The sequence below is a fragment of the Nonomuraea sp. NPDC052634 genome (assembly GCF_040678535.1).
GTDB lineage: Bacteria > Actinomycetota > Actinomycetes > Streptosporangiales > Streptosporangiaceae > Nonomuraea > Nonomuraea fastidiosa.
On the sequence record NZ_JBFATY010000001.1, the window covers coordinates 421,458 to 438,101 of the forward strand.

The 16,644-nt window shown below is 71.5% G+C and carries 16 protein-coding genes; 10 read left to right on the forward strand and 6 right to left on the reverse strand.

What is annotated here, in order from left to right; genetic code table 11:
• The first annotated feature begins 102 nt into the window (after positions 1-102).
• The 4 genes from AB0K67_RS02060 to AB0K67_RS02075 all read left to right on the forward strand — a co-directional run bounded on the left by AB0K67_RS02060 (position 103) and on the right by AB0K67_RS02075 (position 3,792).
• Positions 103-426 (forward strand): multidrug efflux SMR transporter, encoded by a 324-nt coding sequence (locus AB0K67_RS02060; RefSeq protein WP_364051362.1) that lies wholly within the window; start codon positions 103-105, stop codon positions 424-426.
• Positions 423-1,268: a DUF952 domain-containing protein gene (locus AB0K67_RS02065; RefSeq protein WP_364051365.1), complete on the forward strand. Its 846-nt coding sequence runs from the start codon at positions 423-425 to the stop codon at positions 1,266-1,268. Before AB0K67_RS02060 ends, AB0K67_RS02065 begins: the two co-directional genes overlap by 4 nt.
• A 788-nt stretch (positions 1,269-2,056) precedes the next feature.
• Entirely contained in the window at positions 2,057-2,569 is a 513-nt protein-coding gene (locus tag AB0K67_RS02070; protein ID WP_364051368.1) for a hypothetical protein, read from the forward strand.
• Between the two features lie 968 nt (positions 2,570-3,537).
• Positions 3,538-3,792 (forward strand): hypothetical protein, encoded by a 255-nt coding sequence (locus AB0K67_RS02075; protein WP_364051371.1) that lies wholly within the window; start codon positions 3,538-3,540, stop codon positions 3,790-3,792.
• A 945-nt stretch (positions 3,793-4,737) separates the two neighbouring features.
• On the opposite strand, the gene AB0K67_RS02080 is transcribed toward AB0K67_RS02075, so the two are convergent.
• Complete coding sequence (locus AB0K67_RS02080) at positions 4,738-5,109, reverse strand: hypothetical protein (RefSeq protein WP_364051374.1); 372 nt, start codon at positions 5,107-5,109, stop codon at positions 4,738-4,740.
• 653 nt (positions 5,110-5,762) lie between these two features.
• Between AB0K67_RS02080 and AB0K67_RS02085 the strand changes: the two genes are divergently transcribed.
• The 3 genes from AB0K67_RS02085 to AB0K67_RS02095 all read left to right on the forward strand — a co-directional run bounded on the left by AB0K67_RS02085 (position 5,763) and on the right by AB0K67_RS02095 (position 10,186).
• Positions 5,763-7,466, forward strand: coding sequence for an enoyl-CoA hydratase-related protein (locus AB0K67_RS02085; protein ID WP_364051377.1), 1,704 nt, complete (start codon positions 5,763-5,765; stop codon positions 7,464-7,466).
• A 34-nt stretch (positions 7,467-7,500) separates the two neighbouring features.
• On the forward strand, positions 7,501-9,012 hold the full coding sequence (locus AB0K67_RS02090) for a UDP-N-acetylglucosamine 1-carboxyvinyltransferase (RefSeq protein WP_364051380.1): 1,512 nt from the start codon (positions 7,501-7,503) through the stop codon (positions 9,010-9,012).
• 169 nt (positions 9,013-9,181) lie between these two features.
• Positions 9,182-10,186, forward strand: a complete 1,005-nt coding sequence (locus AB0K67_RS02095; RefSeq protein ID WP_364051383.1) for a tyrosine-type recombinase/integrase — start codon at positions 9,182-9,184, stop codon at positions 10,184-10,186.
• Between the two features lie 26 nt (positions 10,187-10,212).
• Here the strand turns inward: AB0K67_RS02095 and AB0K67_RS02100 are convergent, their stop codons facing one another.
• Positions 10,213-11,361: an NAD(P)/FAD-dependent oxidoreductase gene (locus AB0K67_RS02100; RefSeq protein WP_364051386.1), complete on the reverse strand. Its 1,149-nt coding sequence runs from the start codon at positions 11,359-11,361 to the stop codon at positions 10,213-10,215.
• Between the two features lie 54 nt (positions 11,362-11,415).
• Between AB0K67_RS02100 and AB0K67_RS02105 the strand changes: the two genes are divergently transcribed.
• Positions 11,416-12,105 (forward strand): TetR/AcrR family transcriptional regulator C-terminal domain-containing protein, encoded by a 690-nt coding sequence (locus AB0K67_RS02105; protein ID WP_364051389.1) that lies wholly within the window; start codon positions 11,416-11,418, stop codon positions 12,103-12,105.
• 46 nt (positions 12,106-12,151) lie between these two features.
• Here AB0K67_RS02105 and AB0K67_RS02110 read toward each other — a convergent pair whose 3' ends face one another.
• From AB0K67_RS02110 to AB0K67_RS02125, 4 genes are all read right to left on the reverse strand, one after another.
• On the reverse strand, positions 12,152-12,478 hold the full coding sequence (locus AB0K67_RS02110) for a PadR family transcriptional regulator (RefSeq protein ID WP_364051392.1): 327 nt from the start codon (positions 12,476-12,478) through the stop codon (positions 12,152-12,154).
• An 80-nt stretch (positions 12,479-12,558) separates the two neighbouring features.
• Complete coding sequence (locus AB0K67_RS02115) at positions 12,559-12,813, reverse strand: helix-turn-helix transcriptional regulator (protein ID WP_364051395.1); 255 nt, start codon at positions 12,811-12,813, stop codon at positions 12,559-12,561.
• Between the two features lie 1,215 nt (positions 12,814-14,028).
• The gene (locus AB0K67_RS02120) at positions 14,029-14,556 is read right to left on the reverse strand and encodes an ATP-binding protein (RefSeq protein WP_364051398.1); all 528 of its coding nucleotides are present in this window, start codon (positions 14,554-14,556) and stop codon (positions 14,029-14,031) included.
• A gap of 101 nt (positions 14,557-14,657) precedes the next feature.
• Positions 14,658-15,440 (reverse strand): MerR family transcriptional regulator, encoded by a 783-nt coding sequence (locus tag AB0K67_RS02125; RefSeq protein ID WP_364051401.1) that lies wholly within the window; start codon positions 15,438-15,440, stop codon positions 14,658-14,660.
• A 58-nt stretch (positions 15,441-15,498) separates the two neighbouring features.
• Between AB0K67_RS02125 and AB0K67_RS02130 the strand changes: the two genes are divergently transcribed.
• Positions 15,499-16,257, forward strand: a complete 759-nt coding sequence (locus AB0K67_RS02130) for a MerR family transcriptional regulator (protein WP_364051404.1) — start codon at positions 15,499-15,501, stop codon at positions 16,255-16,257.
• Between the two features lie 44 nt (positions 16,258-16,301).
• Positions 16,302-16,613, forward strand: a complete 312-nt coding sequence (locus AB0K67_RS02135; protein ID WP_364051407.1) for a metalloregulator ArsR/SmtB family transcription factor — start codon at positions 16,302-16,304, stop codon at positions 16,611-16,613.
• The last annotated feature ends 31 nt before the right edge of the window (positions 16,614-16,644 follow it).

Consider the following 16,644-nt stretch of genomic DNA (forward strand, 5'->3'; position numbering starts at 1 on the left):
TTTCGACAGCGTTTTCAAGCGGATCACGCCAACCGGGGGAGCGCACACGGCACCACCCTAAAATCCGGTACGCCCGTACCACTTCCAGTCAGGGAGACCCCCATGGCCTGGCTCCTGCTCGCCCTCGCCATCGCCTCAGAAGTCATCGCCACCAGCGCACTCAAACTCAGCAACGGCCTGAGCCACCTCGGCTGGAGCATCGTCGTCGCCGCCGGCTACCTCACCTCCTTCGCCCTGCTCGCCCGCGTCCTGAAACTCCAGCTCGACATGGGCACCGCCTACGCCGTCTGGTCCGGCGCCGGCACCGCTGCCATCGCCCTCATCGGCGCCGCCTTCATGGGCGAGACCCTCACCGCCCTCAAGATCGGCGGTATCCTCCTCATCATCGCCGGCGTCGTCCTCCTCAACCTCGCAGGTGCCCATTGACCCAGCACCGCGGCCCCGCCCAAGACCGCAGCCGACGCCGCCGCGCCACCCTGCTCGACGCCGCCGTCCACCTGCTCACCGACGGCGGCTTCGCCGCCGTCACCCACCGCGCGGTCGCCCGCCACGCCGGACTGCCCCTGGCCGCCACCACCTACTACTTCGCCTCACGCGGCCAGCTCATCGCCGAAGCCTTCGCCACCCTCGTCGACCGCGAGCTCGGCACCCTGCGCGACTGGATCGCCCACCACGGCCTGCCCGGCCTGCTCGACCAGATCGCCGCCGCCGACCGCACCCGCCAGCTCGGCCTGTGGGAGCTGTACGTCCACGCCGGCCGCGACCCCGCCCTGCAGGCCATCGCCCGCCGCTGGACCGACGGCTGCCTGCACATCCTCGCCCGCACCCTCGGCCTGCCCCCGCACGACACCCGCGTGCGGCTGCTCTCCACCACCGTCACCACGCTCTGGCTCGAGCACCTCGTCGAACAGCGCCCCCTCGACGACGCCCGCGCCCTCCTCGCCCAGGCCGCCGAGACCGCCATAATGAAGCACATGATCCACCATCTCGCCCTGCGCACCGACTGGCAGCACGCCCAAAGCGCGGGGGAGTACCGCATCTCCACCCTCGGCCGCACCCTCGACGACGAGGGCTTCATCCACTGCAGCCGCGACATGGACCAGCTGCGCACCGTCCACGCCACCTACTACCGCGACGTCACCGAGCCGCTGCTCGTCCTCGACATCGACCCCACCGGCCTCGACGTCCGCATCGAGAACGGCTACCCCCACCTGTACGGGCCACTGCCCCTGTCGGCCGTCACCGCCGCCCGCCCCTACACACCCTGAGAGGCGGGCGACCGGCCACCGATCAGCGCACCGCGCGCAGCGGCACCCTGCCCGCACCCGCGACGGCGGGGGAGGGACCAGCGGCAGGGGAGGGCCCCTGCCCCCTCACCGGCTCCGGAGCCCGCTCCGGAGACTCAGGCTCGGGCCGAGCCTCCTGCATCCGCCCCGGCACCGGGCGCTGCGGCCCGGCACCCGGCCGCGGGCTCGCCTGCTGCCGGGCACGCCGCTGCGCCTCCTGCTCAGCCGCCTGCGCACGCCGCTCCACGCAGCCACCCGCGCAGTACCCGTTCGACACGATCAACCGGCCGCGCAACGTCGTGTACGCATCCTTGCCCGACGCGGGCAGAACCCCCCGGCATACCGGACATAACACCGACTCGGTCCCCACGTGCTGCTCCTCTCGCGGCGCGAACGGCAGGAGCTCCACCCTAAAACGCCGCACCCCGGCGGCGACAGTCAATCAACACAAAGTCAAACCCGCAGTCAACACCCCGAACACCGCCACCCGAGAGGCCGAAACCCCCGCTCAACGCCCGCAAAATCACCCTGCGCACATGCCTCGACACGGCCCAAAAACCTTCCCACCAGACACATCCATCTCACCAGCAGGGGAGTGGCCACCCACCACTGCCACCAGCGCCTTCGCACCCCTGGAGGCCCGCACCGCAAGCCTTCACCGCCCACCGCCCGGAGATGCGCATTTCCGCACAATACCCGCCATAAACCAGCCGCATTAAGCCCCATAAACACCGCCATATCATCACCCACCTCGCATAACCTCGAAAAGCGTGCCATTCTCAATTGATGGCCCACTTAAGACCACCCCCACGCCCCTCCCGGCCAACACCACGACCATCGCCACCACCCTCGCCGCCTCCTTCACCGCCGCCTGCACCGCACTCGTGCTCACCCCCGGCATCCACCTCGCCGGCCCACCCCCGCAACAAGCCGGGGCCATCGCCGTCACTACCCTCACCCTGGGCGCCACCACCTTCGCCGCCCGCACCACCCTTGCCGCCCGCACCACCCTCGACCACCGGACGGAGGGGCCGTCACAACCCCCGGCCGCGATCCTGAGCCTCTCCCTCTTCGCCCCACCCGCCGCCCTGTGGCTGTCCGACCGGCTCTGCACCACCCTCGGCCTGCCCCTGCACATCGACGGCCCCACCGCACTCCTCACCGGCACCCTCGTCATCATCGCCACCCGCCTGCTCACCTTCGCCACACTGAAACTCCTGGCAGCGGGAACCGGGGGAGGAGCCCGTCAATTGATGGCCACCCGCACCAAACGCGGCCGATAATCACCCGAATCGCGGTTAAGGCCCGCATCGGCCGCCTACAGACCCGGCGCCGACATCCGATAAACGCCCGTGCGATTTCTCGATCGGCGCATCCGGCACCCCATACACCTACATGTAACCGACACCGCTCCGGCAGACAGAGCCTTCGGCAGCGGCGCCACATCCAACCTGCGCGCCCACCCCTGCCCGATCCGCAGCGCAGCAACGGCGGGCCGGAAAGTGATGGGGCCGGCGCAAGGGATCTGCCTTCAGCCGCACTGACGACCTGTTCGCGTAGGTCGCCGCCGCTGACACTCGCCCCAAGAGAGCTGCTGCACAGCGCCGCTGATCAGCCCCGCGCTTACCACGAGCGCCTCGGCCAGGGGGTGCATGCGACTTCGACACGGAACGTCCGAGAGGGCGGCATCCGGCCGAGCGGTGCGGACGGCTGCGCGGGGGACCGCACCGCGAGACCGGCAAGGCCCGCCGGATGCCGGGTCGGCAGGCCGCGGTGACGGGGCCGACGGTGTGCACGCGCTCGTATCGGTGGGGGACGGTAGGTGAGGGGCGTGACGAGGGGAGCGGGCCGCCGGCGCCCCGGCCCCGGGCCCGCGCACGCTGGACGAGGTGCTGCGGATGGCCGTCACCAGCGCGCTGATCCCGCCGCTCGCCTGCGCGCACCGGTCATGCGGGAAATGGAGAGTGCGGTGATGACGGCCTGTGCGCGGGCCCGGGGCCGGCGTTCGCGGCGCTGGAACGAGGTGCCGCCCGCGTTCGAGACGCAGGCGGCACGCGGCTCTCGAAGTTTCCGGCAGCAGCGAAGGCGTCAGACGCGTCGCCGGTGATGACTCGGATGAAGTGGGCTCGGGGAGCAGCGACCGCTGCTCCCCGCCCCGTCCCGGAAACGGTCTACTTGACATAATGTTCATTATCAAGCAACCGGCAACGCCTGCGAATAAGGGCGATGCGCACGGGCAGGCGCCACGACCATGCCCGCCTTAGCAATCACCACACCCGGCCTCGTCGCGATCACCGCAGTGATCACCGCCGCGGCCATCTGGCTGATCATCTTCGCGGTGCGGCTCACCAGGAGCCCGCGCAACCGGCCGACGATCAGCATCGACCTTGTCGATCAAGCCCGGGAGCTGAAGGCGCTCGGGCAGATCCGTGAGGCCGTCTTCCTCGTACGCGGTGAGACCGGCATGAGCCAGCGCGCCGCAGCACGCTTCGTCAACCGGTTGTGAGCCCCCAGCCCCGGATTCCCGGTCTCTGGGGTCACGGCCGACGTTTCCCTTACCCATTCCATTCCGATACCAGACAGAATGTAGGTTCTGTATGGTATAGCGCTTTACTTTCCATTCGTCCTTGGATGTGGCGATTGTCGTGACGTGATGTGTTCGCACACGCCCCCGACACCTGGTGGCGACGGCCTGCTCCCCTCGTCACACCAGGCGGCGCGAGCGATGGACCCACGCCGTCGCACCCCACCCCCACATGCACGCAGCAGCGCGGGTGACGCATCAGCGGCGCTCCCCTACCCCGCCCCGGGCGGAGACTAGTCACCCCAAACGCGAGCAAACCAGACACTTCGGACTTAGGAGGTGGTGGCACCCAGGGGGCTGGATGACTGATCCCGCCGCAGGCCCCACGCTTCGAACCCGAGGCTCATGAGGCCATGCTGTCCCAGGTGGGGACCTTGCGACCACGCGTATGGGCGGGACTTGTCAGGGGCAAGGGCGGCGGTGGGGGCCGTTGCAGCCAGAAGGGTGCGGCGGGTGAGGAGGGCAAGGTCAGACATGGACTTCCTTCCTGAGATCTTTGTGGTCGTGCGACAGGAAGCGAAGAGTCACTAAGTGTGACTTTTCGTGATTGGGCGGGGTCATGTCTCGTGTCGGTGTCGTTGTGGCGGTGCTCGCGCTGAATGCTGCGCTGCCGGTGAGCGCGGCCTTGCCTGCGTCGGCCGTGCCGGTGGCCTCGTCCGGGCCGGCGGGGTGCCGCGGGTCTCGACGACTGCGGCATGTGTGTTCGGGGGGTCGTCATGCTGAGCGCGACCGGTCCGGCGCGGCTGGTGCGCGTGGGTGGTGTGCACGACGGCGAGCCGGTGGGTGGCATCGTCTGAGGCCGGGTCTGGCTGGGAGAGGGGTTGGCCGGGTGGCTGAGGGGCTGCTCGGCGGCCTTTGTGTCCGGGGTCAGGTGGTGAGGGTGACGTCGCCTCCGGCGGGGTGCTGGCAGCGGCCGTGGGGGTGGGTGCCGGTGATGAGGCGGCATTCCCAGGTGGCGCCGTCGACGTTGATGGTGAAGTTGGGCAGGTCGTCGTCGTCTGGGGCGGGGCGGTTGCGCTGGTAGGCGTCGGCGACGTGGCGTGCGGTGGTGCAGGCGGTTGCGGGGTGGATGGCGGGCAGGTCGGCGGTGATGTGGAGTCCGGCGGGGGTGCGTCCGCAGTCGGTGGTGCGGGCGGCGGCGGGCGGTGGCGGGTGGGCGTCTGGGGGTGCGGGTGGGGTGGTGGTGCAGGCGGTGGTGAGGGCGAGGGTGGCGGTCACGGTGGTGAGGGTGGGGTGCATGGCGTGTCCTTTCGTTTCGTTCAGGATGGGGTGTGGGGGCGGGTGGCCGGGTGCAGGTGGGGTGAAGGGTGGGTCAAGGGGTTTTGGTGGTGCGGGAAGTCGGGGTGGGGTGGCGGGTTTGGATCGTGGTGGGGCGGGGTTGTGTCAAGGGGCTGTCGGTGGATTCTGTCCTGGGCGTGACCTGCGGTGGGGTGGTGGGGCGGGATGCTGGGGGTGTGGTGATGTGTCCTGCATGGGCGGACTGTCATCGCCGGGGGCGCTCGGGCCTCTCCCCCGCTCGGGCGCCCCGTCCCCGAGGCTCGGTTCGGTCTGCGGTGATGTGGCTGGCAGGTCCTCGGGTGAGGTCCGGTGGTCTGGCGCTGAGGGGTTGGTGGTCTTCCCGGGAGTGGCCGGCGGGCGGGACCGGTTCGTTGCGTGGTGGTCTGGTGACCGGGCGGGATCTTTCCGGGCAAAGCAGGTCAATCTGGGGCCTCCGACCAGGGTTTTTGTCGTGTTTGGTCACCAGCAGTGGAAATTTCATGTCAGCATCTTGAGCATGTATGGGTCATATGGGACTGCCGTAAAGGGTTGTGGCGCGTGCGGCGAGGCGCCGCCCGCCCGGTAAGTCCCGCCCTGGTGACCGCTGCTCCCCTGTTCGGAAAGAAGTTCCCGCGTTGCGTATCTTGCTGCTCTGTTCCTCCTTCAACGGCCTGACCCAGCGAGCCTGGCTGGAGCTGCGTCGCTCCGGGCACGACGTCGGCGTGGAGCTGGCGATCTCACCTGAGCAGATGACGGAGGCGGCCGAGCTGCACAAGCCCGATCTGATCATCTGCCCGTTCCTGAAGGAGCGGGTGCCTGAGGCGTTGTGGCGCACCCGCCGTACGGTGATCATCCACCCGGGGCCTCCCGGTGACCGCGGCCCGTCCTCGCTGGACTGGGCGATCGCCGACGCCGAGCCCGAGTGGGGGGTGACGGCGCTGCAGGCGGTGGAGGAGATGGACGCCGGCCCGATCTGGGCGTACCGGACGTTCCCGATGCCCTCGGAGCCGCCGCGCAAGTCGGCACTGTACAACGGGCCGGTGGCGGACGCGGCGGTCGAGCTGGTGGCGGAGGTGGCGCGCAAGGCGGCCGATCCGGCGTTCGTGCCGGTGCCGCTGGACTACCGCAACCCGGAGGTGAAGGGGCGGCTGCGGCGGCCGATGCGGCACGCCGACCGGGAGTTCTCCTGGGGCGAGCCGACCGAGGACATCCTGCGGCGGGTGCGGGCGGCCGACGGCGCGCCGGGCGGCCGGTCGGTGCTGTGCGATCTGCCGGTGCGGGTGTTCGACGTCTACCGGGGTCCTGAGCTGCTGGGCACGCCCGGTACGGTGGCCGGCCGGCGTGAGGGCGCGGTGCTGGTGCACACCGGTGACGGCACGCTGTGGGTGGGTCATGTGAAGGTCGAGCGTGAGGGCGGTATCAAGCTGCCGGCCACGATGGCGCTCGGCGACGCGGTGGCCGGGGTGCCGCAGCGGTCGGGCTACAGCGAGATCACCTACGACCGCAGCGAGGGCGTGGGCGTGGTGAGCTTCGACTTCTACAACGGGGCGATGTCGACCGAGCAGTGCCGGCGGCTGGCCTCGGCGCTGCGGTACGCGGTCTCGCAGGACACGCGGGTGCTGGTGGTGCGCGGCGGTGAGGTGTTCTCCAACGGCATCCATCTGAACGTGATCGAGGCGGCGCGGCAGCCGGAGCTGGAGGCGTGGATGAACATCAACGCCATCAACGCGGTCTGCCGGGAGATCGTGGGGTGCACCAGTCAGCTGGTGGTGACGTCGATCGGCGGGAACGCCGGTGCGGGCGGGGTGATGATGGGGCTGGGCGCCGACCGGGTGATCGTGCGGGATTCGGTGGTGTTGAACCCGCATTACCGGACGATGGGGCTGTTCGGCAGTGAGTACTGGACGTATTCGCTGACGCGCCGGGTGGGCGCGGATGTGGCGCGGCGGCTGACGCAGGAGGCGTTGCCGATCGGCGCCGCCGAGGCGGTGGAGGTCGGGCTGGCCGACAAGGCGCTGGCGGGTTCGCGGCTGGACTTCGAGCGGCGGGTGCTGGAGTACGCCGAGCGGCTTGCGGCCGATCCGAACTATGAGCGGTTCCTGGCGGCGCGGCGGCAGGCGCGCGAGGCCGATGAGCGGCGTAAGCCGCTGGATGCCTATCGGGCCGAGGAGCTGGCGGAGATGAGCCGGGACATGTTCGACGATCGCAGCGGGTTCCGGCAGGCGCGGCATGCGTTCGTGCACAAGCTGAAGCCGCAGGCGACGCCGGAGCATCTGGCGCGTCTTCGGGAGCTGTCCGGCGCGTCGGCACCCTTGGGCGCGAGTACATCTCATATGTGAGATATGGTCTGCTGTTGTGGCAGATGATTACCTTGTGCGGATCGGCCGGCTGATCCGGGACGCTCGCCAGCATCGCGGTTGGACACAGCTGCAGCTGGCGGATGCGCTGGCGACGAGCCAGAGCGCGGTGAACCGGATCGAGCGCGGAAATCAGAACATCAGTCTTGAGATGATCGCCCGGATCGGCGAGGCGCTCGACAGCGAGATCGTCTCGCTCGGCTATGCGGGGCCGATGCATCTGCGGGTGGTGGGCGGCCGCCGGTTGTCGGGCAGCATCGACGTCAAGACGTCGAAGAACGCGTGCGTGGCGCTGCTGTGCGCGTCGCTGCTCAACTCCGGCCGGACGATCCTGCGGAAGGTGGCGCGGATCGAGGAGGTGTACCGCATCCTGGAGGTGCTGGCCTCGATCGGGGTGCGGGCGCGCTGGATCAACGAGGGCAGCGACCTGGAGATCGTGCCGCCGTCCCGGCTGGAGCTGGAGTCGATGGACACCGAGGCGGCGCGCCGCACCCGCAGCGTGATCATGTTCCTGGGTCCGCTGATGCACCGTACGGATCAGTTCCAGATCCCGTACGCGGGCGGCTGCGACCTGGGCACCCGTACGGTGCAGCCGCACATGTCGGCGCTGAAGCACTTCGGGCTGGACATCACCGCCACCGGCGGGTTCTACCACGCCCGGGTGGATCGCGGGGTGTCGCCGTCGCGGCCGATCGTGCTGACCGAGCGGGGCGATACGGTGACGGAGAACGCGCTGCTGGCCGCGGCCCGCCATGACGGGGTGACGGTGATCCGCAACGCCTCCTCCAACTACATGGTCCAGGACCTGTGCTTCTTTCTGGAGCAGCTGGGCGTGCGGGTGGAGGGCATCGGCACCACGACGCTGACGGTGCACGGCGTGCCCGACATCGAGCGGGACGTCGACTACTCGCCGTCGGAGGATCCGGTGGAGGCGATGAGCCTGCTGGCGGCTGCGGTGGTGACGTCGTCGGAGCTGACGATCTGCCGGGTGCCGGTGGAGTTCCTGGAGATCGAGCTGGCGGTGCTGGAGGAGATGGGGCTGGATCACGACCGGGGCGGCGAGTACGCGGCCGCCAACGGCCGGACCCGGCTGGTGGATCTGACGGTGCGGCCGTCGAAGCTGGTCTCCCCCATCGACAAGATCCACCCGATGCCGTTCCCGGGGCTGAACATCGACAACGTGCCGTTCTTCGCGGCGATCGCGGCCTCGGCGCAGGGGCAGACGCTCATCCACGACTGGGTCTACGACAACCGCGCGATCTATCTGACGGAGCTGACCCGGCTGGGCGCGTCGGTGAAGCTGCTGGATCCGCACCGGGTGCTGGTGGAGGGGCCGACGCGCTGGCGCAGCGCGGAGATGATGTGCCCGCCGGCGTTGCGGCCGGCGGTGGTGGTGCTGCTGGCGATGATGGCGGCCGAGGGCACGTCGGTGCTGCGCAACGTGTACGTGATCAACCGGGGGTATGAGGATCTGGCCGAGCGGCTGAACGCGCTGGGCGCGCGGATCGAGACCTTCCGCGACATCTGACCCCCCTTGCTGCCGTGGGGTGGGCGCCGGTCCTCGGTGGGGGCCGGCGTTCGCCGTGTTGCGGGGGCCTGAGATTGTCGGTGGCGGCCGCTACCGTCGTGCGTGGATCTTGCCGATCGTGTTGCGCGTGATGGGAGGGGTGCCGGTGCGGCCTGCGGAGCTCGACCGGGTGACGGTGGCGGAGGCGGCGGACCGTTATGTGGAGCTGGTGCGCGCCAGGACGCTGACGGGGGCGCTGTCGCCGTCCACGGCCGAGGTCTATGCCCGTGATGTGGCCACGCTGGTGGAGCTGGCCGGTCCTGATGTGGTGCTCGACGATCTGACGGGTGAGGACGTCGATGCGATTTTGCTGGCGTTCGCGCGCCGTCCTGACGGCCGCAGACGCGGCGGCGGGCAGCGGGCGGCGGGGCAGTCGCCGTCGTCGCAGGCGCGGTTTCGCCGGTCGATCTCGGCGTTGTTCAAGCATGCGACGCTGGCCGGGTGGGTGCAGATCAACCCGATGACGCGCTCGAGCGTGACGGCCAGGGAGCGGGGCGGGCTGGCGCCGCAGCGGCGGGCGCTGACCCGCGAGCAGGCGCAGGGCCTCATCAAGGCGGCGCGGGCGCTGACCGAGGCCGCGCCGGAGCAGGGCAGGCGGCGTGATCAGCGCACGGAGCTGCGTGATGCGGTGATCGTGCTGTTGCTGGCGACGGTGGGGCCGCGGGTGTCGGAGCTGGTGCGGGCGAATGTGGAGGACTTCTACACCAACGACGGGGTGCGGTATTGGCGGATCTTCGGCAAGGGCGGCCGCACGCGTGATGTGCCGCTGCCGGATGACGTGGCGGCGGTGCTGCAGGCGTATCTGGAGCGGGGCCGTCGCGCGGATGCCGAGGATGACAAGGCGTTGTTGCTGTCGTGGCGGGGGCGGCGGCTGGCGCGGGGTGATGTGCAGGCGGTGATCGACCGGGTGCAGGCGCGGGTGCCGGCCGATCAGCGTCGCTCGGTCACCCCGCACGGGCTGCGGCATACGACGGCGACGCATCTGCTGGCGGACGCGGTCGACATGGACGCGGTGCGGCGGGTGCTGGGACACGGAGATCTGTCCACGTTGGGGCGTTACCGGGATGATCTGCCCGGGGAGCTGGAGGTGGCGATGCGGGCCCATCCGCTGTTGCGTGACCGGCGGTCCGGCTGAGGGGTGCTGTGTGGCCGCAAGGGGGGTCAGGCGGGCTGGAGCTCGTCGAAGAGGGCGATCGCCTGGGCGGGGTCGGGGCTGACCAGGCGTTGCAGTCCGGCGATCGTCATCGTGGCGAAGGTGCGGGCGCGTTCCCACATGGTCTGCTCGAACGCGCGGACGGCGGCGTCGAGGTCGTCCGTTGCGGCGAGGGCCTCGGCGAGTTCGGCGCCTTCCAGCATGGCGAGGTTGGCGCCGACGCCGAGGGGCGGCATGAGGTGGGCGGCGTCGCCGATGAGGGTCACGCCGGGCACGTGGGTCCAGGTGTGGTCCGGGGGCAGGACGTGCAGGGGGCGGTGGTGGAAGGCGGTGCCGTGGCGCAGCAGGTCGAGCAGGTGCGGCGCCCAGCCGTCGAACAGTGCCTCCAGCAGCGCCCGTACGGCCTGCGGGTCGGCCAGGTTCACGCGGGGCCATCCGGTGAGGCCCAGGTGGCGTTCGGGGTCGGTGTGCCAGGTGCGGGGCGCGCGGAACTGCGCGTAGACCTTGACGTGGCCGCCGCTGTTGCGCTGGGCGACCAGGCCGCGGTTGACGCCGTAGACGGCCAGTGAGCCGTCGCCGATGAGGCGGGCCAGCTCGGGGTGACGGTCATCGATGTCGTCGATGCCGGTTTCGAGGTAGGTGACGCCGGTGTAGTGGGGGGTGACCGGTGACAGGGCGGCGCGGACGCGCGACCAGGCGCCATCGGCGCCGATGACGAGGTCGAAGGTGGCGGTGCGTCCATCGGCGTAGCGGACCCGCACGCCGTCATTGGCGGGTTCGACCTCGGTCACCGTCGTCCCCCACTGGACGTAGAGGGGGCCGAGGAGCAGGTCGCGCAGGTGGCCGCGGTCGATTTCGGGGTTGGCGCGTTCGCCGGGGCGGGGCTTCCAGTCGCGCAGGACGGTGCCGTCGGTGTCGAGGATGCGCATGGCCTGTCCTTCGGGGCGGGACAGGCGGGTGAACTCGGCGAGCAGGCCGGCTTTGCCGAGGGCGCGCTGGCCGAGGGCGTCGTGGAGGTCGAGGGTGCCGCCTTGGGGGCGGGCGTGGGGTGCGGTGTCGCGTTCGAGGACGGTGGCGGGGCGGCCGTGGCGGTGCAGGACGCGGGCGAAGGTGAGGCCGGCGGGGCCTGCCCCCACCACGGCGATACGGTGTCTCATGTCGATACACCGTATCGCTCCGATACGGAGTATCGCAACAGTACGATGTCCTGCATGACTGTGTGGGACCGGCCCGAGCGGCCCGCCCGCCCCGCGCCGCTGGACCGGCAGCGGATCGTCGCCGCCGCGATCGAGCTGGCGGACGAGGGCGGGCTGGAGGCGGTGTCGTTGCGCAAGGTGGCCGCCCGGCTCCAGGCGGGCCCGATGCGCCTGTACGGCTTCATCTCCACCAAGGAGGAGCTGTTCGACCTCATGGTGGACGAGGTCAGGGCCGAGCTGCTGCCCGCCGGGCCGGCGGGCGGGTGGCGCGAGGCGCTGCGCGGGCACGCCTGCCGCACCCGTGCGTCGGCTCTGCGGCACGAGTGGCTGGCCGATCTGCTCGGCGGCCGCCCGGCGCTGGGGCCGAACGCCCTGGCCGTGATGGAGGCGTTGCTGTCGGCGCTGGACGGGGTGGCCGACCTGCAGGCCGTGATGCGGGCCGTGGAGGTGGTCAACGACTACTGCACCGGCGCGATCCGGCGGGAGATCGCGCACCTGCGAGCCGAGCGCGCCACGGGCCTGTCGGAGCGCGACTGGCAGCACGCCCACGGCCCCTACCTCACCAAGATGCTGGCCACGGGCCGTTTCCCGGCGCTGTCGCGGTTCGTCAGCGAGGGGCGGGAGGTGGACGCCGAGACGGCGTTCCACACGGGGCTGGAGTGGGTGCTGGACGGCGTCGCCGCCCGCCTGGACCCGCCGGCGTGACCGTGGGGGCCTCAGGCGGCGGGGCGGTCGCCGATGCGGGCGAGGTTCATCCGCGGCCTTCCCTGAGCTTGCCGAGGCGTTCGGCGATGTAGTCCCATTTCGCCCAGAAGGTGGCGAGCTGCTCGCGGCCGGCGTCGTTGAGGGCGTAGAACTTGCGCGGCGGCCCGACCTCGGAGGGGCGTTTGGTGACCTGGACCAGGCCGTTCTTCTCCAGCCGGAGCAGGATGGTGTAGACGGTGCCTTCGACGACGTCGGTGAAGCCGAGGTCGTTCAGGCGGCGGGTGATGGCGTAGCCGTAGGTCTCCTCGCTGCCGATGATCTCCAGCACGCAGCCTTCGAGCGTGCCTTTCAGCATCTCCGTGAGGTTGTCCACGCGCCGCCAGCTCCCGGCTACTTGGTACCACTGAGTAGCAAGGACACGGTATCACCGTCAGGCCCGCTCCGGGCGGGATGTCAGGGTGCGGGAGCCGGGGTGGAGCGGACGGCGAGCTGGTCGAGGGAGATGCCGAGCACGTCGGCCAGGGCCGCGATGGTGAAGAACGCGGGCGTGGCGATGCGGCCGGTCTCGATCTTGCGCAGGGTCTCGGCGGACATGCCCGCGGCGGCGGCGACCTCGACGATGCTGCGGTCGCCGCGGGCCTGGCGCAGCACGTGTCCGAGTTGCTCGCCGCGCAGCCGCTCTTCGGGGGTCAGCGGAGGTCGCACCATGACCTCCACTTTATACCCCTGGGATACAAATACCGGTCCGGTCCCCGGGGTGACGGCGTGCGCGAGCCGACCCAGGCGTCTCCCCCGCCGTCCGGGCGTCTCCCCTGCCGTCCGGGTGCGACCTTGCCCTGCCCCGGATGACCGGCGCCCCTGCCTGGATCGTCCGATCTGGCGGGTTCCGCCGCCTGTGCGCGCGGCCGGGCGAGGACGGGCTCCGCGCGCGGGCAGCGGCCCTCGCCGCCGCCTGGGACGTGCTGCTCACCGAGCCGTGCGTTAGAGGAGCCGTGCGTAATAACCCGTGCTCGAAGATCGCGGCCGCCTGGTGGCCGCGCTCGGCCCGCCCCTTGGCGTGGCCGGTGTGGGCGGTGTCGAGGTCCGGGCGGCGTGCGGGGTCGCAGGAGCGTCTGGCGGGTGCCGGTGCGACGGCTCCCGCTCCCGATCGGGCTCCCGCGCCTGGGCCGCCGGGCTGCGGTGATAAGGCTTGCGATGCTCGTGCGGCGGCGCATCCGGCCCGGCGCGGCACCACGGGCCGCGCGAGCGCGGGGCGCGGGCGTGCGCAGGCGCCGCCTGTGGTGCGGCGTCCGCCCGGTCTGCGCGCGTCGGCGCGTACCTGGCTGGCCGGACGCCGGGTGTCGGCCGGCCGCCGTGCGCGTCCTGGGCGCGTGGCGGCGGCGGGGCGTGTGCTCGGCATAGGGCGTAACTCCCGTCGATCGGCGCCCGCCCGGCCCGGCTTGGGGCACGCGGCGGGCGGATACGGTCGCAAGGCCGGTCCGGCGGTGCGCCGTCCGGCCGGCGGGCGAAGCGTTGCTCTCCTGCGCCGCGCCGCCGGCGGGACGCCACAGGAGAGGTCCGGCGAGGCGGGCCGCGGGTGGGTGCGGCGGTGCCGGTGAACGCCGGGCGCCGGGTCCTCGCAGGCGGCGGGCGCGGTCGGCCGGGGGGATGCGGATGGCATTGTAGGCACGTGCGGGCGCGGCCTGATCCGGGCGGGCACGCGGCGGGATGCGGCGGGTGCGCCGCCGGGGCGTCCGCTGATGGTGTGCGTCATCACCGCTGTCATGGTGCCTCGTGAAGTCGCAGGAGGGCGCCTGCTCGCCGTCGCCTTCAGGCTAAGTCCCGCCAGGTGGGCGGGGCGAGCGAGCCGGAGGCGCGCGGGAAGATTTGACCATGTCATGGCGGGCGTACGGCCCGTGCTTGACGCGCTGCGCGCGCCGGGCGTCAGCAGGACTCCACGGGCATGTCGAACCAGACGACCTTGCCGCTGCGGGTGCGGACGCAGCCCCAGGCGCGCGACAGCCCGGCCACCAGGGCCAGGCCGCGTCCGCCTTCGTCTTCGATGCCGGCGGGCCGCAGCTGGGGCATGCCGCTGCCGCGGTCGCCGACCTCGCAGCGCAGCAGCAGGCGTTCGCCGGAGCAGCGCAGCCGGATCTGCAGGCGTACGGGGCCGCGGCCGTGCCGGACGGCGTTGGTCACCAGTTCGTCGGCCAGCAGCTCGGCCTCGGCGCTGGGGCGCATGCCCCAGCCGGCGAGCGCGTTGCGCATCAGGTGGCGTGCCTGCGGCACCGAGGCCGGCAGGGCCGGCAGCGTCCACACGGCCGACGGGGCGCCGCCCGCGCCGGCGGGGCCGTTAGGGCTGGGACCGCCCCGCGTCCGCCGGCCACCGGAGGTGGCCGCGCCCACCGGGGTCTGCGGGGCCACCAGGTACGCGGCCTGGGCCGGCGGGCGGGGCGGCCGATGATGAGTCATGATCACCGTCCCTCGCTTTTCCCTTCCCGCTTGTCGGGGGCGTTCCCCCACCTCCCTGAGCCTGCCCAAAAAGCACCCATAAGCACCCATACGGGCATCTATTACCTGGCGGGCGGGTCGTCCTCCAGCGGCACCAGCACCTGAGTCACCAGCTCCCCCGGCGCCGTCACCGCCGGATCCGACACATACACCTCCCGCACCGGCCCGCGCACCGCCCGCCCCCGCTCGGCGCACCAGGCCAGCAGCCCGTGCACGGTCAGCGACATCTGCTCATACGCCCCCACGTGGGTGGCGCAGGCGAACCGCCCGCCCGGCAGCACCACCGCCCCGGCCCGCCCCCGCTCCACGGCCAGGCCGACCTCCACCTCCATCGCCTCCGCCACATCCAGCGGGAACAACCCGACCAGCCGCACCGGCCCCTGTCCCGCGTGCCCGGCCAGCAGCCGCGCCACCGCCGCCGAGGTGGCCCGTCCCACGTCCTCCATGCCCGCCGCCGGCTCGCGCTCCAGCACCACCGCGAGCGGCTCCTCCTCCACCACGCGCACGGCGGTCTCGGGAAGGCCCTCGGCCATCACCCGTTCCAGCACCCCGAGCGTCCTGCGCCGCCGCGCCAGCTCCTCCTCCAGCTGCCGGCGCACCCCCTCCAGCGCGTCCGCCGACCCGGCCAGCACCTGCCCGATCACCGCCAGCGGCACATCAAGCGACCGCAGCAGCCCGATCGACAACGCCTGCCGCGCCTGCGAGGGCCGGTAGTAGCGGTAGCCGGTCGCCTGGTCCACGTACGCCGGCCGCAGCAGCCCCAGCTCGTCGTAGTGCCGCAGCTGCTTGACGCTCAACCGGCCCAGCCGGGCGAACCGCCCGATCGGCAGCAACTCCTCATCCACACCCACCAGCATGGCCCGGTTTGACCACCACCCGGTCCCAGGCGGCAAGGTGGAAGGCATGAGCTTCACCGTGGGCCAGGTCGCCCGGCTGGCCGGCGTCACCGTGCGGACCCTGCACCACTACGACGAGATCGGCCTGCTGTCGCCCCGCGAGCGCACCCCCGCCGGATACCGCCGCTACAGCGACGACGACATCACCCGCCTGCAGCAGATCCTGCTGTATCGCGAGCTCGGCTTCCCGCTGGAGGAGATCGCCGCCATCCTCGACCGTCCCGGCGCCGACCACCTCGACCACCTGCGCCGCCAGCACCGGCTGCTGACCGCCAAGGCCGAGCGCATCAGCCAGGTCATCGCCGCCGTCGAGCGCGCCATCAACGCCCGCACCACCGGCATCTCGCTGACGGCCGAGGAACGCCTGGAGGTCTTCGGCTCCCTGCGGCCCGAGGACTACGACGCCGAGGTCGAGCGCCGCTGGGGCCACACCCCCCAGTACGCCGAGAGCCAGGAGCGCATCGCCTCCTACACCAAGCAGGACTGGCTGCTGCTCGCCGAGGAGGCCCAGGCCATCAACGACGAGCTGACCGCCGCCTGCACCGGCGGACTGCCGGCCGACTCACCGGAGGTGATGGACATCGCCGAGCGGCACCGCGCTCACATCAACCGCTGGTTCTACACCTGCGACCACGAGCTGCACCGCTGCCTGGGCGACCTGTACGCCTCCGACCCCCGTTTCGCCGCCGTCTACGACGCCCTCGCCCCGGGCCTTGCCGCCTACTTCCGCACCGCGATCCACGCCAACGCGCGCCGCCACCTCTGAACATGCCCTTGCGGGCATATAACCGGCTCGGTATATTCACGGGCATGCCGTTCGACGTCGTCGCCGAACCCACCCGCCGGCGCATCCTCGACCTCCTCCTGCAGCGCCCCCACCAGGTCGGCGAGCTCACCCGCCTGCTCGGCCTCACCCAGCCCGCCACCAGCAAGCACCTGGCCGCCCTGCGCCGCGCCGGCCTGGTCACCGTCCGCAAGGACGCCCAGCGCCGCTGGTACGAGCTCAACCCCCGCCCCCTGGCCGAGATCGACGCCTGGCTCACCCCCTACCGCCGCCTGTGGAACGACACCCTTGACCGCCTCGAACACCACCTCGACACCATGAAGGACGACACACCGTGAACGAAAGCGTCACCCTGCACGCCGACGGCCG

What these genes read in the sequence shown, in the direction of transcription:
- AB0K67_RS02060 (WP_364051362.1), top strand. Translation starts at nt 103, where the DNA reads ATGGCCTGGCTCCTGCTCGCCCTCGCCATCGCCTCAGAAGTCATCGCC.
- AB0K67_RS02075 (WP_364051371.1), top strand. Translation starts at nt 3,538, where the DNA reads ATGCCCGCCTTAGCAATCACCACACCCGGCCTCGTCGCGATCACCGCA.
- AB0K67_RS02080 (WP_364051374.1), bottom strand. Translation starts at nt 5,109, where the DNA reads ATGCACCCCACCCTCACCACCGTGACCGCCACCCTCGCCCTCACCACC.
- AB0K67_RS02100 (WP_364051386.1), bottom strand. Translation starts at nt 11,361, where the DNA reads ATGAGACACCGTATCGCCGTGGTGGGGGCAGGCCCCGCCGGCCTCACC.
- AB0K67_RS02105 (WP_364051389.1), top strand. Translation starts at nt 11,416, where the DNA reads ATGACTGTGTGGGACCGGCCCGAGCGGCCCGCCCGCCCCGCGCCGCTG.
- AB0K67_RS02115 (WP_364051395.1), bottom strand. Translation starts at nt 12,813, where the DNA reads ATGGTGCGACCTCCGCTGACCCCCGAAGAGCGGCTGCGCGGCGAGCAA.
- AB0K67_RS02120 (WP_364051398.1), bottom strand. Translation starts at nt 14,556, where the DNA reads ATGACTCATCATCGGCCGCCCCGCCCGCCGGCCCAGGCCGCGTACCTG.
- AB0K67_RS02130 (WP_364051404.1), top strand. Translation starts at nt 15,499, where the DNA reads ATGAGCTTCACCGTGGGCCAGGTCGCCCGGCTGGCCGGCGTCACCGTG.
- AB0K67_RS02135 (WP_364051407.1), top strand. Translation starts at nt 16,302, where the DNA reads ATGCCGTTCGACGTCGTCGCCGAACCCACCCGCCGGCGCATCCTCGAC.